The sequence below is a fragment of the Glycomyces paridis genome (assembly GCF_004912155.1).
In the GTDB taxonomy this organism is placed as follows: domain Bacteria; phylum Actinomycetota; class Actinomycetes; order Mycobacteriales; family Micromonosporaceae; genus Glycomyces; species Glycomyces paridis.
The window spans coordinates 195,932-217,179 of record NZ_STGX01000003.1; the positions used below are offsets into that span (position 1 = coordinate 195,932).

Below are 21,248 nucleotides of genomic sequence, written 5' to 3' on the forward strand. Positions count from 1 at the left end.
CGGCGTGGAAGTGTTGAGGAGTGCCGTGGCACGTCGCCTGTTCACCTCCGAGTCGGTCACCGAGGGCCACCCGGACAAGATCGCCGACCAGATCTCCGATGGGATCCTGGACGCCCTGCTGGGCGAGGACCCCGGGAGCCGGGTGGCGGTCGAAACCCTCATCACCACCGGTCAGGTGCACGTCGCCGGCGAGGTCACGACCCATGCCTACGCCGACATCCCCCGGATCGTGCGCGACACGATCCTGCGGATCGGCTACGACTCCTCCAAGAAGGGCTTCGACGGCGCCTCGTGCGGCGTGAACGTCTCGATCGGCGGCCAGAGCCCCGACATCGCGCAGGGCGTCGACAAGGCCTGGGAGTCCCGTGTGGACGCCGAAGGCCACGACGAGCTCGACCTCCAGGGCGCGGGCGACCAGGGCCTGATGTTCGGCTTCGCGTGCCGCGAGACCCCCGAGCTCATGCCGCTGCCGATCGCCTTGGCGCACCGGCTCTCCCAGCGCCTCACCGAGGTCCGCAAGGACGGCACCGTCCCCTATCTCCGGCCGGACGGCAAGACCCAGGTCACCATCGAGTACGACGGCAACCGCCCCGTGCGACTGGACACCGTGGTCGTCTCCAGCCAGCACGCCCCCGACATCTCGCTCGACTCGCTCCTGGCACCCGATGTCGCCGAGCACGTCATCGCGCCGGTCGTCTCCGGCCTCGACCTCGACATCGCCGACTACAAGCTCCTGGTCAACCCGACCGGCCGCTTCGAGATCGGCGGCCCGATGGGCGACGCGGGCCTCACCGGCCGCAAGATCATCGTCGACACCTACGGCGGATACGCCCGCCACGGCGGCGGCGCCTTCTCCGGCAAGGACCCGTCGAAGGTCGACCGCTCGGCCGCGTACGCGGCCCGCTGGGTCGCCAAGAACGTGGTCGCCGCCGGGCTCGCCGAGCGCTGCGAGGTCCAGGTGGCCTACGCGATCGGCAAGGCCAAGCCGGTGAGCATCGCGGTGGACACCTTCGGCACCGGGACCGTGGACCCCGCGCGCATCGAGCGCGCCGTGCTCGACGTGTTCGACCTGCGCCCGGCCGCGATCATCCGCGACCTCAACCTCATCCGCCCGATCTACTCGAAGACGGCCGCGTACGGCCACTTCGGGCGCGAACTGCCCGAGTTCACCTGGGAGGCGACCGACCGCGCCGCCGAGCTCAAGGAAGCCGTGAACTGAAGGCCCGCAAGCGAACACGTGAGCCCTCGCCGCATCGCGGCGAGGGTTCGCGCGTTTCCGGTGCCGCTCGGGCGACGTCACGGCGGCGATCCCACCGGCGCGGCCGTGCGGCGCCCCGGCGTCGGTGGGGACCGGTACGTTTACCGGATGGACGAGTACCCGGCGATCGCAGCGGTCTGCGTCGACCAGCCGCTGCCGCAGCTGGACAGGCTCTTCGACTACCGCGTCCCGGTCGAGCTGCGGGGCGACGTGCGCCCCGGCTGCCGCGTCGTCGTCCGCTTCAACGGCCGCAGGCTCAAGGCCACGGTCATCGAGATGCGCGACCGCACCGAGTTCCCCGGGAAGGTCCTGCCGGTCCTGGAGGTCGTGCCGCCCGGTGTGGTGCTCGCGCCCGAGGTCGCGACGCTCGCCCGGCGGATCGCCGACCGCTACGCGGGCAACCTCGCCGACGTCCTGCGCCTGGCCCTGCCCGAACGCAAGGTCCGGGTCGAGAAGGAGCCCGCCGCAGAACCGCTCGCCGTGGGCGCCCCGGTCGGCACTCACTGGAATAGATATATCCACGGCGATGCATTCCTACGCGCGGTGGGCGGCGGCCGCGAAGCCCGCATCGCCTGGAACGCCGTGCCCGGCGAGGACTGGGCCGCGCGCCTCGCCGAGGCCGCGGGCGCCGCCGCCGCGGCCGGTCGCGGCGCGCTGCTCGTCGTCCCCGACCAGTACGACCTCGAACGCCTCGACAAGGCCCTCACCGCGGCGCTCGGCCCCGATCGGCATGTGACGCTGTCGAACGCGATGGGCCCGACCCCGCGGTACCGGTCCTTCCTCAAGGCGCTGCGCGGTGAGGTGCGCGTGGTCGCCGGGACGCAGGTCGCCATGTTCGCGCCGGTCGCCGACCTCGGCCTGGTGGCCGTCTGGGACGACGGCGACAAGAACCTCATCAGCCTCCACGCCCCGCACCCGCACGCCCGCGAGGTGCTCCTGACCCGCGCCGAACTCGCCGGCGCCGCCTGCGTCGTCGGCGGTTTCGCGCGCACCGCCCAGGCCCAACTGCTGGTGGAGACCGGTTGGGCGGTTTCGGCGCACGCCCACCGCGAGGCGCTGCGCGCCGCCTCGCCGCGCGTCGTGCCGATCGGCGACGACGCCGACCTGGCCGCCGACCCGTCGAGCTCCACCGCTCGCCTGCCCACCGTCGCCTGGGACGCCGCCCGCAAGGCCCTGAACGCCGACCTGCCGGTGCTGCTCCAGGTCCCGCGCCGCGGCTACGTGCCCGCGGTGTCCTGCCAGCGCTGCCGCACACGTTCGATGTGCACGGCGTGCACCGGGCCGCTGCGACTGACCGGCCCGCGGCGCCCGCCGGTGTGCACCTGGTGCGGCCGCGTGGACGAGGACTACCGCTGCGGCGAATGCGGTTCGACCCGGATGCGCGCGGTGGTCATCGGCGCCGCCCGCACCGCCGAGGAGCTGGCCGGCGCCTTCCCCGGCGTCGACGTGGTCGAGTCGAACGCGGCCGAACGCCTGGACGCGATCCCGCCCGGGCCCCGCCTCGTGGTGTCCACCCCGGGCGTCGAACCCCTTGCGCCGCAGGGCTACGGTGCGGTGCTCCTAGTGGACACCTGGGCTCAGCTCACACGCGCCGAACTCACCGCTTCGGAAGAGGCCCTGCGGATCTGGATGAACGCGGTCGCCCTGTGCGCGCCGACCGGGACGGCGGTCGTGACCGCCGACGGCGGCCTTCCCGTCGTCCAGGCGCTCATCCGCTGGGACGCGGCCTGGTTCGCGACCCAGGAACTCCACGACCGCGCCGAACTGGGGTTCCCCCCGGTCATGCGCTTCGCCGCCCTGACAGGCCCGAACGGCGAGGCCGAGAAGCTCGCCGCCGACCTCCCCGCCGACCTCGACGCCGAGGTCATCGGCCCGATCCCGGTCGACGAGCGGACCGAGCGCCTCCTCCTACGAGTCCGCCGCCGCAACGGCCCGGCCCTCGCCGCCTTCCTCGCGAAGGCCGCCGCGGCCCGCTCGGCCGCCAAGACCGAACAGGTCCGCATCCAGATCGACCCCCGCGAGATCGCCTGACCCGCAGCCCCTATCGGTGCAGCGAGGCGTTCGCGAAGATCCAGTCGACCTCGTCGCGGAGCGCCTCGTCGTCGGGATAGGCCAGGCTGAACAGGAACCGCGCCGACAGTCCGTCCTCGGACGGGATCTGGAGCAGGCGCCCGTAGGCCGACTCCTCGTAGCGCGGGTGCGATACGACCCAGGAGACCTCGTAGGCCTCGGTGCCGCCGATGGTCCGGGTCTCAGAGGAGAGGAACTCCCATTCCTCGGGGACTGCGGCGTAGAAGATGCCGGTGGTGATTCGCGCGGACTCCTCCGCCGTCGCCTTCGGGTCGCCGCTCCAGTCCGGAATGACGAACGTCCAGATCTGCGCGATCGGTTCATCGGTTTCGGTTCGGGCTCCCGACGTGACGTCCTCTATGAACTCGACGCCCTTGTACTCGTACCAGCCCTCCGGGAGCGGATAGGTCAGGCCCGTCTCGGGTTCGACGACCGCGGAGGTCTCGGTGCAGCATTCGGGCCGCGGGTCGTCGGGTCTGACGAACAGCCAGACGACGCCCGCGGCGGCGACGACCGCGATCAGGGCGATGAGGAGGCCTTTGCGTAGCCTGGCGCCGGGGACGGGTTCGGGGAGCGGGGCGAGGCCCGCGGTCAGGGACCGTCGCACCGGGTCGGGCGGCGTGGCGGGTGCAGCGGGCTCGGGGTGCGAGTCCGGTTCTTGCTGTTCGTCGGTCACAGGCCCGGGCCGTCGGCCATGAGCCTGAGGATGCGGAGGGCGATGAAGCCCACGGAGAGCCAGCCGAGGACGATGCCGGCTATTGCTAGGCCGTCGCCGGACTGGCCGGTGGTCTCGATCCTGCGCCTCGCGGCGCTGCCGAGCGGGATGGCGATGAAGCCGAAGCAGAAGCAGAGGCCGACGATGCCGACGACCAGGGAGGCGATGGCCATGCCGTTGGTGCCCGGATGCGGGGCGCCTTCGCCGGGGACGGGCGGGTAGACGGGGTAGGCGGGCGGTTCTGAGGGGTTTTCGGGGTCGGGGGAGGGCACGTCGTCAGGGCTCATGGGGTCCTTGTCTTCGAGGGGGCGTCTTCGAGGGGGCCGCCGGGGCGGGGCGGGGGTGTCGCGAGGGGTTCGTGCGAACAGGGTCCATTGTCGCGGATCGCGGAAAGGGGTTTCGTGCGGGTGGCGCCGATGGCAGCGCGGGCCTGAGGGGTCAGCCGTTCGTGTCGCGGCTGAGGCGGGTGCGCAGGCCCGTCCAGAGGGTGCGGAGGCGTTCGCGGAGGAAGTAGGCGGCCGCGGCCGCGATGAGGAGGAAGGGGATGGCGATGGGGAGGACCGTGGTGAAGCCGAGGACCACGATGAGGGCCTCGACGCCGATGAGGGAGGCGACGCCCATGTAGCCGAATACGGTGAGGGCCTGGGCTCGGAACATCAATGCCGCCAAGGCGTTTCGCAGTCGTCCTCGTCCTTCGTCGCTCACCGTACCTGTATACCACCGCCGCTCGGGAACGACGTGAGGCGAGCGCCGGTCGTTCAGCACACCCGGCCGCCGGAGGCGGCCGTGGCCGCCGCCAGGTCGCGGACCAGGTCGAGGTCGACCCGTGCGGGGCTGCTGAAGCGCAGGCAGCCCTTGCCCATGTCGCGGCCCGCCAGGCGCTCCTCGAACGCCGCCCGCACGTCCGTGCGGAGCAGGTAGAACGATATGTACCGCTTCTGGGACGCGAAGGCGATCTCGACGCCCCCGGCCGTGCCGTCCCGCGAGAGCCCCGGCATCCCGTACGCCATGACCTCCGTGAACCCCGGCATCGCCTCCCGGCACGCGTCGCGGATCGCGCCCATCGCCTCGCGGCGGTCCTCGGGGAGCCCGGCCAGGTAGGCGTCCACGGTCTCGGCATCGCTCTGCACCATCCCCGAAACCTAGCGCCGAAGCGCCCGAACCGACGAGTTTCGGCTCGCCGGCTCGTCTCAACTGATGCAATCGCCGTACCGGCACCACACGAAGACCGCCGCTCGAAAGGACCGCGCCATGCCGCAGAAGATCGTCACCAACATCTGGTACGAAGGGGACGCCGAAGCGGCCGTCGACTTCTACCTCACCCTCTTCGACGACGCGAAGGTCACCAGCACCATCCCGTTCATCGAGGACGCCCACGGGACGCCCGGGCAGGCCATGGTCGTCAACTTCGACCTCGCCGGGCAGTCCTTCACGGCCATCAACGGCGATAATTCCGCCAAGCACGACCACGCCATGTCCCTCCTCGTCAACTGCGAGGACCAGGCCGAGATCGACCGCTTCTGGGACGCGATCCTCGACGGCGGCGGCAAGGAGATCCAGTGCGGGTGGATCGCCGACAAGTGGGGCGTCAACTGGCAGATCTGGTCCACCCAGGCCGACCGGTACGTCGGCGGCGAGGACAAGGAGGGCGCCGTGCGCGCCGTCAACGCCATGTACGCCATGAAGAAGATCGACCTCCAGGCCCTCAAGGACGCCTACGAGGGCGCTTGAGGGCGCGGACCGGTCCCCCGGACGGGGGACCGGCGCCCGGCCCTCGGGGGAGGCGCCCGGGCCCGCGACCGGCCACGCTGGAACCATGAGCTCCCGCCGCTGGCACAATGGCCCCATGCGCCTCCTCGCCCCGCTCTGGTCCAGGGCCACCTACCGCGGCTGGGTCTGGATCATCCTCGGCGGGGCGCTCATGATGCCGTTCATGATGGTCGGCGCCGTCCTCTACAACTGGTCCGACCCCTCGGGCGGCTTCGACGGCATCCTCTCGCCGCTCGTCTACCTCGGCGTCCTCCCGCTCGTCGCCGCCGCCTCGCTCCTGCTGCCCGACCGCGACGTCGAGCGCACCGCCGCCCGGCGCCTCCTGGGCGCCGAGTTCGCCTCTCCGACCGACGACGACACCTGGAACTCGCGCTGGCGCACCGGCTGCTGGTTCACCCTCCACGCCGCCGTCGGCGGCCTCCTCTCGGGCCTCACGCTCGCCCTGGTGCCCTTCGCGGTCTACCTGTTCTACAACGGCGCGCTCCTGACCGTCGGGGTCCTCGACGACGCGCCGCCGCTGTATTCGGGCGGTCTCGTCGAATGGGGCCTGGTCACCGGCCCGCTGTTCCTCGCCGGGCTCATCGGCGCCATCGCCCTCGCCACCGCGGGGATGCGGGCGCTCGCGCCCGGCCTCCTCGGCCAGGGGGCCGCCGACCGGCTCGCCGCCTCCCGCGCCGAGGCCGCCCGCCTGGCCGCACGCAACCGCATCGCCCGCGAACTGCACGACTCGGTCGGCCACGCCCTCTCCGTCGTCGTCATCCAGTCCGAGGCCGCCGCCCGCGTCATCACCGCCGACCCGGACTTCGCCGCCCAGGCCATGAGCGCCGTCGGCGAGACCGCCCGCGGCGCGCTCGCCGAACTCGACGCCGTCATCGGCGCCCTGCGCGAGGACCGCGACCGCTCGCGCGGCCCGCAGCGCGACCTCGCCGACCTCGAAACGCTCGCCGCCGAATCCGGGGCCACGGTGGAACTCCACGTCACCGGCGACCGGGACGCCCTGGGCCGCATCGCCTCACGCGAGACCTACAGGATCGTGCAGGAGGCGCTGACGAACGTGATCCGCCACGCCGACGAGCCCCGCGCCGACGTCACCGTCCACATCGGTGAACGCGAAGCGACGATCACCGTGACCAGCCCCGCCGCCCGCAGGCCGCGCGGGCGCGCCGGCGGCAGAGGCCTCATCGGCATGGCCGAGCGCGCCGCCGTGCTCGGCGGGACCGCCGAGGCCGCCTGGACCGCCGGCGCCTGGACCGTCCGCGCCACCGTTCCCACCGACACCCGAAAGGCCGAGGATGACCGCTCCGCTGCGCATCGCCCTGATCGATGACGAGGCCCTGATCCGCTCCGGGTTCGCCGCCGTCATCGGCGCCGAACCGGACCTCGACGTCGTCGCCGAAGGCGCCGACGGCATCGACGCGGTCGCCATCGCCCGCTCCGGCAAGGCCGACGTCATGCTCATGGACGTGCGGATGCCGAAGGTCGACGGCATCGAGGCGACCTCTCGGATCGTGTCCGAACTCGCCGACCCGCCCAAGATCCTCGTCGTCACCACCTTCGACAACGACGACTACGTGTGGCAGGCCCTGCGCGCGGGCGCCGACGGGTTCCTCCTCAAACGCACCCGCCTCGAAGACCTCCTCGCCGCCGTGCGCCTCGTGGCCCGCACCGACGCGCTCCTGTTCCCCGAAGCCGTCCGCCGCCTCGCCGCCGCCGCACCGACCCGCAAGCCCCCCAAAGGCATCGGCGACCTCTCCGATCGCGAGCGCGAAGTGCTCGCCCTCGCCGCGCGCGGCCTGTCCAACGCCGAGATCGCCGCCGAGCTCTTCCTCGGACGCGAGACCGTCAAGACCCACCTGAGCAGCGTCTACACCAAGCTCGCCGTCCGCGACCGCACCCAGGCCGTCATCGCCGCCTACGAAGGCGGCCTCGTCTGAGGACCCCGTCCGCCGCATCCGACCGCGGGGCGGAGGCGCCGTCCCCCGCCCCGTCGCCTCCTCAGCCCTCGGCGTCGGCCGTGTTCCAGCCGTCGCGGAAGGCGTACCGCGCCGGAGCCGACGCGTAACGCAGGAACGCGGTGCTCCCGGCCGTGCCGACCGCCGTGTTCGAGTGGTGGAAACGCGAGCCCTCGTAGATCATCTTGCCGTTCTGGAGCGAGGTTCCCGCCGCGTCGACCAGGTGGTACCCGCCGAGCACGCAGTCCTGGTAGCGCACGATCGGGATGCGCCCGCCCTCGCCGCTGTAGCGGTGCGTGTTGTAGAACGCGCTCGCCTCCTGGATCGCCGCGATGTCCGAGCACGAGGTGAAGGTGACCGTGCCGCGGTTCCAGCCGCAGTCGATGACCTTCTGGTCGGGGCTCTTCTTCGGCTCGAACCGCACCCCGTTGACGTTGAGCCGCGCGGCGGTCGTGTCCCCGTCGGCGGTGTACGGCAGCACGAAGTACCGGGCCGCGCTCGTGCCGACCATCGACCACGAACCGCCGTAGACGTTGATCGAGCCGCCCCGGTTGAACTTGAAGAAGTCGCCCCCGGCCAGCGCGAAGTTGCAGGACTGGACGAAGTAGTTGAGGAACTGGTCCTGCTGCTTGCTCCCGGCCGGGTCGGTCACGCCGCAGGTGAGGAACGCGTCGGTGTACCGCGAGACGGTGTCGGTGGAGCACAGCACGAAGTGGTGCTCGCTGTTGTTGTTCGCCTCCTTGTCGCCGTCGATGCCGATGACGCGGTTCCAGGAGCCCTTCCACTCGATGTCGCGGTACACGAAGTACTGGTTCTGCCCGTTGCCGTACTCGGGGTAGGTCGGGGTGCCCGCGAGGGAGTCGACCGACCAGTAGTACGCGAAGTTGTTGGCGGGGTTGGTCGAGGTGAAGCTCATGCCCTCGAAGTAGGTGTAGCGCAGGCGGACCGCGGCGGTGATGAGGTTGTTCTCGCGCGGGTCGGCGCTGGCGGCGAACGCGGTGTCGAATTTGACGTTCGTGACGCGCGGCCCGCAGCCGCGGAAGCGCAGGCCGAAGACCTGGTCGGCGTTGCCGGTGGTCGGGGACCACATGAGCGTGTCCTTCTTGGTGATCCGGTAGTCCCCGGGCGGGAAGAACACCTCTTTGCGGACGATGCCCGAGCGCCGCTGGGTGAGCGCTGCGGCGACGGCGGCTCGGATCGCGTCCGAGTCGTCGGTGACCCCGTCGCCGACCGCGCCGTAGGACTTGACGTCGACGCTGTACTCGGCCGGGTCGGTGTTCGAGGCGCTCTGGGCGTGCGCGGGGGCGCCGCCGAGGAAGGCGAGGGCGCCGGCGCCGCCCGCGGCGCCGAGGCCGAACGCGCGTCGGCTGATGGGGCGGGACGGGTCGGCGGGACCGGGTCGTGCCTCGGGCATGGGGTGCTCCCTTATTGGTCTGTTGTTGTCGGCATCGATTGCCGCGCAACACGTTACGGCAATCACACCGGCACTGGCAACGGTCGGCGGGGGAGCGGGGTTGACGGTGGCGGGGCTCTTCGTGCTATGGTTCATTAGTCAAGTAATGAACCTCTGAACCGACCAACCGAAACTCTAGACCGAAGGAGGCGAGATGTTCGATGACGGCACGCCGATCTACCGGCAGATCGCCGACCAGATCAAGGCCGAGATCATGAACGGCTCGCTCGAACCGGGAGGCAAGGTCATGTCGACGAACCAATACGCGGCGTTCTACCAGATCAACCCGGCCACGGCCCAGAAGGCGTTCCGGGAGCTGGTCGACGAGGGCGTCCTCTACAAGCAGCGGGGCGTCGGCATGTTCGTCGCCGACGACGCCCGCGACCGCCTCGCCGCCGACTTCCGCGAGCGGTTCTTCGAGCGCGTCCTCGCGCCGCTGGTCCGCGAGGCCCGCCAGGCCGGCATCCCCCTGACCGACATCATCGACTACCTGCGGGCCAGTCAAGACGAAGCCGCAGCCCAGACCGAGAAAGGCGCCCTCCAATGAGCTTCACCGTCAACCTCCGCGACGTCACCCTCAAGTACGGTGACGCGGACGCCCTCGCCGACGTGGACCTGACCCTCGAAGCCGGCAAGATCTACGGCCTGCTCGGACGCAACGGCGCCGGCAAGACCAGTCTGCTCAGCCTCATCGCCGCGTTCCGCCGCCCCACCGGCGGCGACGTCCTCGTCGGCGGCGAGCCGGTCTGGGAGAACGCGCCCGTCGTCTCCCGCGTCGCGCTCGTCCGCGAAGGCGGCGACTTCGACGACGCCGACACCGTCAAGGACGTCCTCGCCAGCGGCGAACTGCGCCCGAGCTTCGACCCCGACTACGCCGCCAAGCTCGCCGACAAGTTCGAGCTGCCGCTCAAGAAGAAGGTCCGCGAGCTCTCGCGCGGCAAGCGCTCGGTCCTCGCCGCCGTCACCGGCCTCGCCGCCCGCGCCGAGCTGACCATGTTCGACGAGGTCCACCTCGGCATGGACGCCCCCACGCGGGACGCGTTCTACAAGGAGCTCCTCGCCGAGTACATGGACCGTCCGCACACCGTCGTCCTCTCCACCCACCTCATCGACGAGGTCGCCAACTACCTCGAAGAGGTCGTCATCGTCGACCGCGGCCGCGTGCTCGTCCACCAGCCCGTCGAGACCCTCCAGGGGCGCGGCGCCACCCTCACCGGCGCCGCCGACCGGGTCGACGAACTCACCGAAGGCCTCGAACTCCTCGCCGAGCAGCGCCTGGGCGGCACCAAGAGCGCCACCGTCGCCGCCCTCGACGCGGACCTGCGCGCCCGCGCCGCCGCGGCGGGCGTCGAGATCGGCCCGGTCGGCCTCCAGGACCTCTTCATCCACCTGACCAACCCCGACCGGAACGGAGCGTAGCCATGTCCGACCTCTCCCTCGCCGCCCGGCGCTACCGACTGGGCCTGGGCATGTTCACCGAAGGCGTCAAGTACTTCGCCGGGTGGATCGTCGCCGCCGTCGTCCTCGCGTTCCTGGTGCCGTTCATCATCGGCCAGTGGGCCGACGTCAGCCAGTCCGGCTGGTACCACGCGGCCAACGTCGGCAAGATCTGCACCGCCATCGTCGGCGGCGGCTTCCTCTACACGATGATGCCCACGATGATCGCCCAAGGCGTCACCCGCCGCGAGCTCGCCACCGCCACCGGCCTGTTCGGCCTCCTGTGGTCGGCCGCGCTGGGCCTGGTCGCCATCGCCGGGTTCCTCGTCGAGCACGCCTACTACGGGCTCCTCGACTGGACCCAGGGCATCGACCAGGACACCCCGCTGCCGCTGGAGTCCTACGGCCACGCCTTCGAGTTCGCCGCCCACTACCCGCTGGTCTTCGCCCTCTACTTCACCGGCGGCGCCCTCGTCAGCGCCGCGATCTACCGCTCCGACAGCGGCTGGCTCGTGCTCATCCCCGTCATCCCGATCGGCCTCGCCCTCGACGACCTGCTCAGCAGCAGCGAACCGTGGGGGCCGGGCTGGATGGTCCGCTTCGTCACCGGCCTCGCCGACGACGTCGACCCGTGGATCGGCGCGGTCCTCACCGCCGCCTTCATCGTCCTCGGCGCCTGGATCACCCGCCGCCTCATCCTCGACAGCGCGATCCGCGCCAAGCAGGCCTGACATGGACGACGCACTCGCCAAGCGCCGCTACCGGATCGGCCTGCGCCTCTCCCTCGACGCCCTGCGCTGGATGATCTGGCCGCTCGCCATCGGCGTCGCCGTGTCCCTCGTCCTCGCCGCGGTGCTCGCCCTGACCGGGGCCGCCCCCGACGGCGGCGTCTGGGCCGTCTGGATCTCCATCGCGCAATGGCTGTGGGGCGCCGCCGCCGGGATCAGGCTCTTCGCGGCCGTGCCCGTCCACCTCGCCCTCGGCGTCACCCGCCGCGAGACCATCGCCGCCTTCGGCGTGTTCGGCGCGCTCACCACCGCACTCGGCGTGGTCGTGGCCGTCGGGGGCTTCCTCGCCGAGCACGCCGTGCTCCTTGCCGTCGCCGACCCCGACGGCACCTGGGGCGCCGCCGCCCTCGCCGGCACCCGGTACCTGCTCATCACGCCGATCTACTTCTTCGGCGGCGCCGCCATCGCCGCCGCGGCCCTGCGCTTCGGCTCCGGACCGCTCCCCGCCGGACTCATCCTCATCCTGGCCGGCGCCCTCTACACCGGAGCGCTCTTCCTCGAATTCGCCCCGCTCGCCGACGCCCTCCCGCTCTGGACCGGCGCCTGCCTCGTCCTCCTCGCCGCCCTCGCCGCGGCCTTCGACCTCGCCCTCCGATCCGCGCCGATCCGTCCCCGAGGAGCCTGACCATGACCGCGCTGACGCAACGCAAGTACCGCTTCGCCGCCCACCTGGCGACCGACGCCGCCCGCACCCTCGGACTCTGGACGGTCGCCGGATTCGCCGTGCTGCTCGCGGCCTCCGCGATCTACCGCGCGGCAGTCGGCGCCTACGCGGACTTCGCCGTCTGGGCCCTCCTCGTGATCCCGGCCGCCATGCTCGCCGCGGGCTGGCTCCACCTCCACAAGGCCTACCCGCGGGCCATCGCCAACGGCCTCACCCGTAAGGAGCTCATCGCCGCATTCGCCCTCTACGGCGCCGTCGCGGTCCTCGCCGCCGCGGCGCTCACCCAGGCCGGCAACGCCGTCATCGGGCTCTTCTCGACCTTCCGCGGCGTCGAGCACCACACGGGCTTCTACGGCCTCGGCTGGTTCGACTCGGTGGCCCGCCCGGCCCTGTGGTTCGCCGTCGGCGCCGCCGCCGGATCCGCGATGATCCGCTTCGGCCGCCGGTGGCTCGGCGCCCTCGTCAGCGCGCTCTTCATCTCCGTCGCCGTCTACCGGTCCGCCGTCATCTCACTCGCGGTCAACCTCGGCCAGCAGGTCCCCGACGGCGACGGCACCCTCATCGAGATACCGCTCGCCGTGGACGAGAACACGCTCGCCTGGATCGACCTCGCCCTCGCCGCCGCGGTCGCCCTCGCCGCACTCGCCCTGCTCGCCCGGGCCCCGATGCGACCGAAGCCGGCCTGAGCGATGGGCACCGTCGGCCTCCTGGTCCCGTTCCCGGTCATGGTGCTGGCCGCCTGCGTCGCGGCCGGCATCGTCGCCGGACTCCTCCTGGCCACCGGACCGGTCCCGCCGCCGGACCGGCGCGAGCCCCGGACCCGCACCACACCTCCCGCCGACCCCTCACGCCGACCGCCCGGCGGGTGGGACACTGGAGAACGGCCAGTACACGCTTCGGAAGGTCAGCACATTGTCGATCCAGCCCATCCGCATCTTCGGCGACCCGGTCCTGCGCACGGCCGCCGATGACGTCGACACGTTCGACAAGGAACTGCGGGGACTCGTGAAGGACCTCCTCGACACCATGCTCGACGAGGGCGGCGCCGGGCTCGCCGCACCGCAGCTGGGCGTCGGCAAGCGGGTCTTCACCTTCGACGTGGACGACGTCGTCGGCCACATCGTCAACCCCGTCCTCGAATTCCCCGACGAAGAGGAGCAGGACGGCCCCGAAGGCTGCCTCTCCCTTCCCGGCCTGTACTTCGACACCGTGCGCCGCCAGAACGTCGTCGCCAAGGGCTTCAACGAGTACGGCGACCCCCTCCAGATCGTCGGCACCGGCCTCATGGCCCGCTGCCTCCAGCACGAGACCGACCACCTCGACGGCATCATCTTCATCGACCGACTCGACGCGGAGCGCCGAAAAGCCGCGCTCACCGAGATCCAGGCCCAGGACTGGTACAACGAAGACGTCAAAGTGAAAGTCACCCCCCACGACACCAAGGGTGTGTTCTTTAAACGATGAGAATCGTCTTCGCCGGGACCCCGGAGGTCGCGCTGCCGACCCTTGCGGCCCTCCACGGCTCCGACCACGAGGTCGTCGCCGTCCTGACCCGACCCGACGCCAGGACCGGCCGCGGCCGCAAGGTCTCCCGCTCGCCCGTCGCCGCCTGGGCCGACGAACACGGCATCGAAGTCCTCACCCCCGCCAAACCCCGCGAACCGGAGTTCCTCCAGCGGCTGCGCGACCTCGACGCCGATCTCGTCCCCGTCGTCGCCTACGGCGCGCTCGTGCCGCCCGCCGCGCTCGCGATCCCGCGCCTGGGCTGGATCAACCTCCACTTCTCGCTCCTGCCCGCATGGCGCGGCGCCGCACCCGTGCAGCACGCCGTCCTCAACGGCGACGAGATGACCGGCGCCTGCGTCTTCCAGCTCGAAGCGGGCCTCGACACCGGCCCCGTGTACGGCCGCCTCACCGAGCCCGTCGGACCGGCCGACACCTCCGGCGCCCTCCTCGACCGCCTCGCCGACGCCGGCGCCCGCCTCACCCTCGACGTCGTCACCGCCCTCGGCCTCGGCGCACTCGTCGGTGAACCCCAACCCGAAGACGGCGTCTCCTACGCCCCCAAGATCACCGTCGAAGACGCCCGCGTCCGCTGGGGCGACCCCGCCTTCGCCGTCGACCGCCGCGTCCGCGCCGTTACCCCCGCCCCCGGCGCATGGACCGAGTTCGACGGCCAGCGCCTGCGACTGGGCCCCGTCACCGCCGACCCCGACGGCCCCGACCTCGCCCCCGGCGAGATCGCCCTCGCGAAGAAGACCGTCCATGTCGGCACCGCCACCGAACCGGTCCTCCTCGGCCAGGTCCAGCCCGCCGGCAAGAAGCCCATGGACGCCGCCGCCTGGGGCCGCGGCCTCCAAACAGAGAAGCCGGTGTTCGCATGAGCGACAAGAGGAACCGCCGCCGCGAGGCGGAACGCGACCTGCCCAAGGTCAACCCGCGCCGCGTCGCCTTCGACGCCGTCCGCGCCGTCACCGCCGACAACGCCTACGCCAACCTCGTGCTGCCGCGGATGCTCGCCGAGACCGACAACTCCGGCCGCGACGCCGCCCTCGCCACCGAACTGACCTACGGCACCCTCCGCAGCCTCGGCACCCTCGAAGCGATCCTCGCCGCCGCCTCCGGCCGCGACGTCCGCGAACTCCAGCAGGACCTCGTCGACGCCCTCTGCCTGGGCGCCTACCAGCTGCTGTACATGCGCATCCCCGCGCACGCCGCCGTCGCCACCACCGTCAGCCTCGTCAAGGCCGCCGTCTCACCGCGCGTCTCCGGCCTCACCAACGCCGTGCTCCGCAAGGTCGCCGCCAAGGACCTCGACACCTGGTGCGAGGAGCTCGCCACCGGCGACCGCCTCGCCGACCTCGCCCTGCGCCACGCCCACCCGAAATGGATCGCCGCCGAGTTCGAGGCGGTGTTGGGTCCGGACGAACTCGCCCCCGCTCTCGCGGCCGACAACGTCGCGCCCCCGGTCCACCTGTGCGCCAAGCCCGGACGCATCACCAAGGGCGACCTCTCGCGCGAGACGCGCGGCGGCGTCCACGGGCAGTGGTCCCCGTACGCGATCTACCTGCCCGGCGGCGACCCCGGGCGCCTCCGCGCCGTCGCCACCGGCCTCGCCCACGTCCAGGACGAGGGCAGCCAGCTCGTGGCCGTCGCGCTCGCCGAGGCGCCCCTCGACGGGCCCGACCGCTCCTGGATCGACCTGTGCGCGGGCCCCGGCGGCAAGACCGGCCTGCTCGGCGCGCTCGCCGCGCAGCGCGACGCCCGCGTCGACGCGGTCGAGATCCAGCCGCACCGCGCCGAACTGGTCGCCAAGGCCGCCAGGGGACTGCCGGTCACCGTCCACACCGGCGACGGCCGGGAGTTCGGCGAGCCGGGCACGGCCGACCGCGTCCTGGTCGACGCCCCCTGCTCGGGCCTGGGCGCGCTGCGGCGGCGCCCGGAGGCGCGCTGGCGCAAGCAGCGCAAGGACATCGACGAGCTCGTGCCGCTCCAGCGGGAGCTGCTGGCCTCGGGGCTGCGCCTGGCGCGGCCGGGCGGGATCGTGGCGTACGTGACCTGTTCGCCGGTGGCGGCCGAGACCGAAGAGGTGGTCGCGGCGGTGCTCAAGGACGGCGGCGCCGAGGTCGTGGCCGCGGAGTGGCTGACCGGGCGCGTCCCGGACTCCCGGAGGGGCGACTACGCGCAACTGTGGCCGCACCGCCACGGCACCGACGCGATGTTCCTGGCACTGCTGCGCAAAACCGGGTAATCGGTTACATCGCATGTCAAAGGGCCCCGGCGGACGAATCCGTCGGGGCCCTTTCGTGCATCTGAATTGGAAGCGCTACCATAAATAGACATCAGTAAATATCCTCCGGGTTTCCGGCATGAAAAAGACCCCAAGGAGTGCACCATGAAACGACGTCAACGTCTCGCGGCGATCGTCGCGGGAACGGCCACCGCCGTGGCCACGGCCCTCGGCACGGGCGTCCTGCTCAGTCCCAACGCGGGCGCGCAGGACGTCTCGGCCCAGGCCCAGGCGCTGTGGACGAACCCGAACACGCAGGCGGCCGAATGGGTCGCGGACAACCCGAACGACTGGCGCGCGGCCATGATCGGCGACCGCGTCGCCGAGACCCCCGCGGGCACCTGGTTCACCCAGTACAACCCGAACACCATCCAGTCCCAGGTGCAGAGCGTGGTCTCGGCGGCCGCCGCCGACGGCGCCGCTCCGATCATGGTCGTCTACAACATCCCCAACCGCGACTGCGGCGGCCACTCCGGCGGCGGCGCCCCCGACCACCAGTCCTACCGCCAGTGGGTCGACCGCTTCGCGGACGGGCTCTCCGGGCCGGCGTACATCATCCTCGAACCCGACACCCTCCCGCACGACTGCGCCGACCAGAACCAGCGCCAGCAGATCAACCAGTCGCTGACCTACGCCACCCAGGCCATCAAGGGCGCCGACTCGCAGGCCAAGGTCTACATCGACATCGGCAACTCCGACTGGCTCGCCCCCTCCACGGCGGCCCAGCGCCTCCAGGACGCCGGCCTCCAGTACGCCGACGGCTTCGCGCTGAACGTCTCGAACTACCGCACCACCGAGGAGACCACCTCCTACGCCCACCAGATCCAGAACATCGTGGGCTCGAACAAGGGCGCCGTCATCGACACCAGCCGCAACGGCAACGGCCCCCAGGGCAGCGAGTGGTGCGACCCGTCCGGGCGGGCGATCGGCGCCTACCCGACCACCTCCACCGGCCTCTCCGGCATCGACGCCTTCCTGTGGGTCAAGCTCGTCGGCGAGGCCGACGGCTGCGCCGGCTCGGCGGGTCAGTTCATTCCCGACCTCGCCTACCAGCTCGCCAACGCCGCCGGATCGGACTGGCCCGGCGACGTCGAGCCGACCGACCCGGTGACCACCGACGACCCGACCTCGGACGACCCGACCAGCGACGACCCCACCACCGGCGGGCCCTCCGAGGACGGCTGCACCGTCCACATCGAGTCCGTCAGCAGCTGGGGCACCGGCTGGCAGGGCAAGGTCTCCATGACCACCGACCAGGCCGTCAACGGCTGGGACGTTTCGTGGACCTGGCCCTCCGGCCAGTCGATCCAGAGCAGCTGGAACGTCCAGCTCTCCACCAGCGGGTCCACCGTGAACGCCTCCGACGTGGGCTGGAACGGATCGGTCGCGGCGGGCCAGACCAAGGAGCTGTTCGGCTTCGTGGCCCAGGGTCCGGCCGTCGACCTCGAGGTCCCGTGCTGATCTGAACCACAACTGACACCAGGTGTCCGGCCTGCGTCGCGGTTGCGCGACCTACACTGTCCGTGTGGCACAGTTCCAAGCGGCGCAGGCCGACACCGTCATCGCCCCGAGTCTTTTGGCGGCCGACTTCGCGCGCCTCGCGGAGGCGGCGGCGGCCGTCGAAGGGGCCGTCGACTGGCTCCACGTCGACGTCATGGACAACCACTTCGTCCCCAACCTGACGCTCGGCCCGCCGGTCGTCAAGTCCCTCAAGGCCGCCACGGACATCCCGCTCGACTGTCACCTCATGATCGAGGACCCCGAGCGGTGGGCCGTCGGCTACGCCGAGCTGGGCGCCCACAACGTCACCTTCCACGCCGAGGCCTGCGCCGACCCCGTCACGCTCGCCAAGCGTCTGCGCGCCGCCGGCTCCAAGGCCGGACTCGCCGTCGACCGCGACACCCCGATCGAGGACTACCTCGACCTCCTCCCCGCCTTCGACACGCTCCTCGTCATGACCATCAAGGCCGGGTTCGGCGGCCAGTCCTTCATGCCCGAACTCCTCGCCAAGGTCCGCACCGCCCGCACCCACGCCCGGACCGGGCACCTGGAGCTGCGCATCGAGGTCGACGGCGGCATCGCCGAGGACACCATCGCCGCCGCCGCCGAGGCCGGGGCCGACGCGTTCGTCGCCGGCACCGCGATCTACGGCGCCGCCGATCCCGCCGATGCGGCCAGGCGCCTGCGCGCCCGCGCCGACGCGGCGCGATCAACCGGATGAGCGCGCCATGCCAGCCTCCACCCCCGACCTGGTCCTCATCGCCGACGCCGATCCCGAGATCGCCGAGTTCCTCGCCGCCCGCCTGAGGGCCGACGGCTTCGACACCGCCCTCGCCCGCGACGGCTACCAGGCCCTCGCCGGGATCGCGCTGCGCCGCCCCGGCATCGTCCTCCTCGAAGCCGACCTGCCGTTCATCGACGGCCTCGCGCTCACCCGCCAGCTGCGCGCCGACCCGGCCACCGCGAGCCTGCCGATCATCCTGCTGTGCGCCAAGGCCTCCTCGGCCGACAAGATCGCCGGGCTCAAGGCGGGCGCCGACGACTACATCGCCAAGCCCTTCGACCCCGCCGAGGTCTCCGCGCGCATCGACTCGGCCATCCGCCGCCACCGCGAGGTCCGCGAGTCCTCACCGCTCACCGGGATGCCCGGCAACGACCGCATCCTCCGCGAACTCCAGTCCTGGATCAAGCGCGGCGACCCGTTCGCCTTGTGCTACATCGACATCGACCAGTTCAAGGCCGTCAACGACGTCTACGGCTTCGTGCGCGGGGACGAGTTCATCAGGGCCCTCGCCGAATCCGTCTACGCCGCCGCGGGCGACGCCGGGGCCGCCCCGGTCTTCCTCGGCCACGTCGGCGGCGACGACTTCACGATCCTGTGCCTGCCCGACCACGCCGAGGCCGTCACCGGCTTCCTCAACGACCACTTCGCCAGGCGCGTGCGCCAACTGTGCGACCCCCGCGACGTCGAGCGCGGCTACATCGAGCACGCCGACCGCAACCGGCGCATGACCCGCTCGCGCCTGCCAACCCTCTCCACCGGCGTCGCCCTCTCCACGATGCGCCGCTTCGGCGACGCCTACGAGGCCGTCGCCGAGGCCACCACCCTCAAGAGCGTCGCCAAATCCCACTCCGGGAACTACGTCGCCTTCCCCGAGGGCCGCGCACCCGGCAAAACGGGCAGGCGGCCGGTCTTCTGGACGAACGACCGGTGACACTGAGTAGGGTGCGTCACAGTACGAACCCGGCCGGAATACCGGCGTGGCACAATTCCTTGTAGCAAACGCGCGTCAGCGGGGTCGGTGCAATTCCGAGCCGGCGGTGAGCGGCGAAAGCCGCGAGTCCGCGACCCGTCCGCAACCAGCGGACGGTTGACCTGGTGAGAACCCAGGACCGACGGTCAAAGTCCGGATGGGAGCAGACGCAACGCGGGAGGCCACTGGTGGCCCCTGCGAGCCATGCTCCTGCCCCGCCTGCGTGCCTCAGCACCAACGCAGCAGGTAGGGAGTTCCACAGGTGTTCACCGGAATCGTGGAAGAGCTCGGCGAAGTCGTCAAGGCCAGTGAAGCGTTCCTGGCCGTCCGCGGCCCCCTCGTCACCTCCGACGCCCGTCTGGGCGACTCGATCAGCGTCAACGGCGTCTGTCTCACCGTCGTGGCCGTCGAAGGCGACGTCTTCACCGCCGACGTGATGGAGGAGACCTACCGCCGCACCGCCATCGGCAGGCTCGACGCGGGCGACCCGGTCAACCTCGAACGCGCCGCCACCCTCACCACCCGCCTCGGCGGGCACCTCGTGCAGGGCCACGTCGACGGCGTCGCCGAGATCGTCAAGCGCACCCCCGCGGCCGAATGGGAGGAAGTCACCTTCCGACTCCCGCCCGGCCTCGCGAAGTACGTGGTCGAGAAGGGTTCCATCACCGTCGACGGCACCTCCCTGACCGTGGCCGCGATCGACGGCGACGAGTTCACCGTCGGCCTCATCCCCACCACGCTCGAAGCGACCACACTGGGCCGCAAGCAGATCGGCGACCCGGTCCACATCGAGACCGACGTCGTCGCCAAGCACGTCGAAAAACTCCTCCAATCAGCCGGGAGCATCCGATGAACGACATCCGTTTGGACACCGTCGACGAGGCCATCGCCGCGATCAAGGCCGGGAGGGCCGTGATCGTGGCCGACGACGAGGGACGCGAGAACGAGGGCGACATCATCTTCGCCGCCGAGGACGCCACTCCCGAACTCGTCGCGTTCACCATCCGCCACACCGGCGGATACCTGTGCGTTCCGATGCTCGCCGACCGGGCCGACCACCTCCAGCTGCCCCCGCAGGCCGCCGAGAACCAGGACCCCCGCGGCACTGCCTACACCGTCACGGTCGACGCCCGCCGCGGCATCGCCACCGGCATCTCCGCGGCCGACCGCGCCCACACCATCAACGTGCTCGCGAACCCGACGACCGCCGCAGGTGACCTCAGCCGACCCGGCCACGTCGTCCCCCTGCGCGCCCAGGAAGGCGGCGTCCTCGTCCGCACCGGCCACACCGAGGCCGCCGTGGACCTCGCCCGCCTCGCGGGCAAACGCCCCGTCGGAGTCCTCTCCGAGATGATGAACGACGACGGCACCATGATGCGCCTGCCCGAACTCCGCGAGTTCGCCGACGAGCACGGCCTCGCGCTCATCACCGTCGCCCAGCTCGTCGAATGGCGCCAGCGCAACGAGGTCCACGTCAAGCGCCTCGCCGAGGCCCGCCTGCCGCTGGAGGCCGGGCACTTCACCGCCGTGGGCTACCGCGCCGCCTTCGACGGCAACGAGCACGTCGCCCTCGTCAAGGGCGACATCGGCGACGGCCGCGACGTCCTCGTCCGCGTCCACTCCGAGTGCCTCACCGGCGACGCCTTCGGCTCCCTGCGCTGCGACTGCGGCCCCCAGCTCCAGGCCGCTCTCCGCGCCGTCGAGGCCGAGGGCCGCGGCGTGGTGCTCTACATGCGCGGCCACGAGGGCCGCGGCATCGGCCTCGTCCACAAGCTCCAGGCCTACCAGCTCCAGGACCAGGGCCGCGACACCGTGGACGCCAACCTCGAACTGGGCCTGCCCGCCGACGCCCGCGACTGGGCCGTGGGCGCGCAGATCCTCGCCGACCTCGGCATCAAGTCGATGCGCCTGCTCACCAACAACCCCGACAAGCGCGCCGGGATCGAAGGCCACGGCCTCGAGGTCATCGACCGCGTGGGGCTGCCGACCTACGCCACGCCCGACAACATCGCCTACCTGACCACCAAGCGCGACCGGATGGGCCACCTCCTCGGTGACCTGCCCCGGCTCGCGCCCGTCGCGAGAGAGGCCGCCTGA

Annotated in this window: 23 protein-coding genes and 1 riboswitch; of the genes, 18 read left to right on the top strand and 5 right to left on the bottom strand. The window is 71.6% G+C overall.

Annotated elements, in window-relative coordinates; translation table 11 throughout:
• Positions 1-25: 25 nt before the first annotated feature.
• Both metK and E9998_RS05070 read left to right on the top strand, forming a co-directional pair.
• Positions 26-1,219 carry a methionine adenosyltransferase gene (gene metK, locus E9998_RS05065; protein WP_136528617.1) on the top strand — a complete coding sequence of 398 codons (1,194 nt, stop codon included), beginning with the start codon at positions 26-28 and terminating at the stop codon, positions 1,217-1,219.
• A gap of 147 nt (positions 1,220-1,366) precedes the next feature.
• Positions 1,367-3,289, top strand: coding sequence for a primosomal protein N' family DNA-binding protein (locus E9998_RS05070; protein WP_136528618.1), 1,923 nt, complete (start codon positions 1,367-1,369; stop codon positions 3,287-3,289).
• A 10-nt stretch (positions 3,290-3,299) separates the two neighbouring features.
• Here E9998_RS05070 and E9998_RS05075 read toward each other — a convergent pair whose 3' ends face one another.
• The 4 genes from E9998_RS05075 to E9998_RS05090 form a co-directional block, all read right to left on the bottom strand.
• Positions 3,300-4,004, bottom strand: coding sequence for a hypothetical protein (locus tag E9998_RS05075; RefSeq protein WP_136528619.1), 705 nt, complete (start codon positions 4,002-4,004; stop codon positions 3,300-3,302).
• On the bottom strand, positions 4,001-4,330 hold the full coding sequence (locus E9998_RS05080; RefSeq protein WP_136528620.1) for a DUF4190 domain-containing protein: 330 nt from the start codon (positions 4,328-4,330) through the stop codon (positions 4,001-4,003). Before E9998_RS05080 ends, E9998_RS05075 begins: the two co-directional genes overlap by 4 nt.
• A 151-nt stretch (positions 4,331-4,481) precedes the next feature.
• A complete protein-coding gene (locus E9998_RS05085) occupies positions 4,482-4,700 on the bottom strand; it encodes a hypothetical protein (protein WP_136528621.1) in 219 nt (72 codons plus the stop codon).
• A gap of 101 nt (positions 4,701-4,801) precedes the next feature.
• Entirely contained in the window at positions 4,802-5,176 is a 375-nt protein-coding gene (locus E9998_RS05090) for an iron chaperone (RefSeq protein ID WP_136528622.1), read from the bottom strand.
• Between the two features lie 118 nt (positions 5,177-5,294).
• On the opposite strand from E9998_RS05090, the gene E9998_RS05095 reads away from it, so the two are divergent.
• The 3 genes from E9998_RS05095 (at position 5,295) to E9998_RS05105 (ending at position 7,747) form a co-directional block, all read left to right on the top strand.
• Positions 5,295-5,774, top strand: coding sequence for a VOC family protein (locus tag E9998_RS05095; RefSeq protein ID WP_136528623.1), 480 nt, complete (start codon positions 5,295-5,297; stop codon positions 5,772-5,774).
• Positions 5,775-5,859: 85 nt separating this feature from the next.
• Positions 5,860-7,140: a sensor histidine kinase gene (locus E9998_RS05100; RefSeq protein WP_136528624.1), complete on the top strand. Its 1,281-nt coding sequence runs from the start codon at positions 5,860-5,862 to the stop codon at positions 7,138-7,140.
• Positions 7,106-7,747 carry a response regulator transcription factor gene (locus E9998_RS05105; protein WP_136528625.1) on the top strand — a complete coding sequence of 214 codons (642 nt, stop codon included), beginning with the start codon at positions 7,106-7,108 and terminating at the stop codon, positions 7,745-7,747. Before E9998_RS05100 ends, E9998_RS05105 begins: the two co-directional genes overlap by 35 nt.
• Positions 7,748-7,808: 61 nt before the next feature.
• Here E9998_RS05105 and E9998_RS05110 read toward each other — a convergent pair whose 3' ends face one another.
• Positions 7,809-9,179: a glycosyl hydrolase family 28-related protein gene (locus tag E9998_RS05110; RefSeq protein WP_136528626.1), complete on the bottom strand. Its 1,371-nt coding sequence runs from the start codon at positions 9,177-9,179 to the stop codon at positions 7,809-7,811.
• A 193-nt stretch (positions 9,180-9,372) separates the two neighbouring features.
• Between E9998_RS05110 and E9998_RS05115 the strand changes: the two genes are divergently transcribed.
• The 13 genes from E9998_RS05115 (at position 9,373) to E9998_RS05175 (ending at position 21,248) form a co-directional block, all read left to right on the top strand.
• Positions 9,373-9,765, top strand: a complete 393-nt coding sequence (locus E9998_RS05115; RefSeq protein WP_136528627.1) for a GntR family transcriptional regulator — start codon at positions 9,373-9,375, stop codon at positions 9,763-9,765.
• Positions 9,762-10,637, top strand: a complete 876-nt coding sequence (locus tag E9998_RS05120) for an ATP-binding cassette domain-containing protein (protein WP_136528628.1) — start codon at positions 9,762-9,764, stop codon at positions 10,635-10,637. Before E9998_RS05115 ends, E9998_RS05120 begins: the two co-directional genes overlap by 4 nt.
• Positions 10,638-10,639: 2 nt before the next feature.
• Positions 10,640-11,386: a hypothetical protein gene (locus tag E9998_RS05125; RefSeq protein ID WP_136528629.1), complete on the top strand. Its 747-nt coding sequence runs from the start codon at positions 10,640-10,642 to the stop codon at positions 11,384-11,386.
• Position 11,387: 1 nt separating this feature from the next.
• On the top strand, positions 11,388-12,068 hold the full coding sequence (locus tag E9998_RS05130; protein WP_136528630.1) for a hypothetical protein: 681 nt from the start codon (positions 11,388-11,390) through the stop codon (positions 12,066-12,068).
• Positions 12,069-12,070: 2 nt separating this feature from the next.
• Positions 12,071-12,793 carry a hypothetical protein gene (locus E9998_RS05135; RefSeq protein ID WP_136528631.1) on the top strand — a complete coding sequence of 241 codons (723 nt, stop codon included), beginning with the start codon at positions 12,071-12,073 and terminating at the stop codon, positions 12,791-12,793.
• 226 nt (positions 12,794-13,019) lie between these two features.
• On the top strand, positions 13,020-13,571 hold the full coding sequence (gene def / locus E9998_RS05140; RefSeq protein ID WP_136528632.1) for a peptide deformylase: 552 nt from the start codon (positions 13,020-13,022) through the stop codon (positions 13,569-13,571).
• A complete protein-coding gene (gene fmt / locus E9998_RS05145; RefSeq protein ID WP_136528633.1) occupies positions 13,568-14,491 on the top strand; it encodes a methionyl-tRNA formyltransferase in 924 nt (307 codons plus the stop codon). The genes def and fmt overlap by 4 nt, the downstream gene beginning before the upstream one ends.
• Entirely contained in the window at positions 14,488-15,858 is a 1,371-nt protein-coding gene (locus E9998_RS05150; protein WP_136528634.1) for an RsmB/NOP family class I SAM-dependent RNA methyltransferase, read from the top strand. Before fmt ends, E9998_RS05150 begins: the two co-directional genes overlap by 4 nt.
• A 144-nt stretch (positions 15,859-16,002) precedes the next feature.
• Positions 16,003-17,358, top strand: coding sequence for a glycoside hydrolase family 6 protein (locus E9998_RS05155; protein WP_136528635.1), 1,356 nt, complete (start codon positions 16,003-16,005; stop codon positions 17,356-17,358).
• Between the two features lie 64 nt (positions 17,359-17,422).
• Positions 17,423-18,118 carry a ribulose-phosphate 3-epimerase gene (gene rpe / locus E9998_RS05160; RefSeq protein ID WP_136528636.1) on the top strand — a complete coding sequence of 232 codons (696 nt, stop codon included), beginning with the start codon at positions 17,423-17,425 and terminating at the stop codon, positions 18,116-18,118.
• A gap of 7 nt (positions 18,119-18,125) precedes the next feature.
• Positions 18,126-19,112 (top strand): GGDEF domain-containing response regulator, encoded by a 987-nt coding sequence (locus E9998_RS05165; RefSeq protein WP_136528637.1) that lies wholly within the window; start codon positions 18,126-18,128, stop codon positions 19,110-19,112.
• Between the two features lie 70 nt (positions 19,113-19,182).
• A riboswitch (FMN riboswitch) is annotated at positions 19,183-19,324 on the top strand.
• Positions 19,325-19,413: 89 nt separating this feature from the next.
• Positions 19,414-20,004, top strand: a complete 591-nt coding sequence (locus E9998_RS05170; protein ID WP_136528638.1) for a riboflavin synthase — start codon at positions 19,414-19,416, stop codon at positions 20,002-20,004.
• Positions 20,001-21,248 (top strand): bifunctional 3,4-dihydroxy-2-butanone-4-phosphate synthase/GTP cyclohydrolase II, encoded by a 1,248-nt coding sequence (locus E9998_RS05175; RefSeq protein ID WP_136528639.1) that lies wholly within the window; start codon positions 20,001-20,003, stop codon positions 21,246-21,248. The genes E9998_RS05170 and E9998_RS05175 overlap by 4 nt, the downstream gene beginning before the upstream one ends.

Coding starts and splice junctions, on each gene's coding strand:
- E9998_RS05070 (WP_136528618.1), top strand. CDS start 1,367: ATGGACGAGTACCCGGCGATCGCAGCGGTCTGCGTCGACCAGCCGCTG.
- E9998_RS05080 (WP_136528620.1), bottom strand. CDS start 4,330: ATGAGCCCTGACGACGTGCCCTCCCCCGACCCCGAAAACCCCTCAGAA.
- E9998_RS05085 (WP_136528621.1), bottom strand. CDS start 4,700: ATGTTCCGAGCCCAGGCCCTCACCGTATTCGGCTACATGGGCGTCGCC.
- E9998_RS05090 (WP_136528622.1), bottom strand. CDS start 5,176: ATGGTGCAGAGCGATGCCGAGACCGTGGACGCCTACCTGGCCGGGCTC.
- E9998_RS05095 (WP_136528623.1), top strand. CDS start 5,295: ATGCCGCAGAAGATCGTCACCAACATCTGGTACGAAGGGGACGCCGAA.
- E9998_RS05100 (WP_136528624.1), top strand. CDS start 5,860: ATGAGCTCCCGCCGCTGGCACAATGGCCCCATGCGCCTCCTCGCCCCG.
- E9998_RS05105 (WP_136528625.1), top strand. CDS start 7,106: ATGACCGCTCCGCTGCGCATCGCCCTGATCGATGACGAGGCCCTGATC.
- E9998_RS05110 (WP_136528626.1), bottom strand. CDS start 9,179: ATGCCCGAGGCACGACCCGGTCCCGCCGACCCGTCCCGCCCCATCAGC.
- E9998_RS05115 (WP_136528627.1), top strand. CDS start 9,373: ATGTTCGATGACGGCACGCCGATCTACCGGCAGATCGCCGACCAGATC.
- E9998_RS05120 (WP_136528628.1), top strand. CDS start 9,762: ATGAGCTTCACCGTCAACCTCCGCGACGTCACCCTCAAGTACGGTGAC.
- E9998_RS05125 (WP_136528629.1), top strand. CDS start 10,640: ATGTCCGACCTCTCCCTCGCCGCCCGGCGCTACCGACTGGGCCTGGGC.
- E9998_RS05130 (WP_136528630.1), top strand. CDS start 11,388: ATGGACGACGCACTCGCCAAGCGCCGCTACCGGATCGGCCTGCGCCTC.
- E9998_RS05135 (WP_136528631.1), top strand. CDS start 12,071: ATGACCGCGCTGACGCAACGCAAGTACCGCTTCGCCGCCCACCTGGCG.
- fmt (WP_136528633.1), top strand. CDS start 13,568: ATGAGAATCGTCTTCGCCGGGACCCCGGAGGTCGCGCTGCCGACCCTT.
- E9998_RS05150 (WP_136528634.1), top strand. CDS start 14,488: ATGAGCGACAAGAGGAACCGCCGCCGCGAGGCGGAACGCGACCTGCCC.
- E9998_RS05155 (WP_136528635.1), top strand. CDS start 16,003: ATGAAACGACGTCAACGTCTCGCGGCGATCGTCGCGGGAACGGCCACC.
- E9998_RS05165 (WP_136528637.1), top strand. CDS start 18,126: ATGCCAGCCTCCACCCCCGACCTGGTCCTCATCGCCGACGCCGATCCC.
- E9998_RS05175 (WP_136528639.1), top strand. CDS start 20,001: ATGAACGACATCCGTTTGGACACCGTCGACGAGGCCATCGCCGCGATC.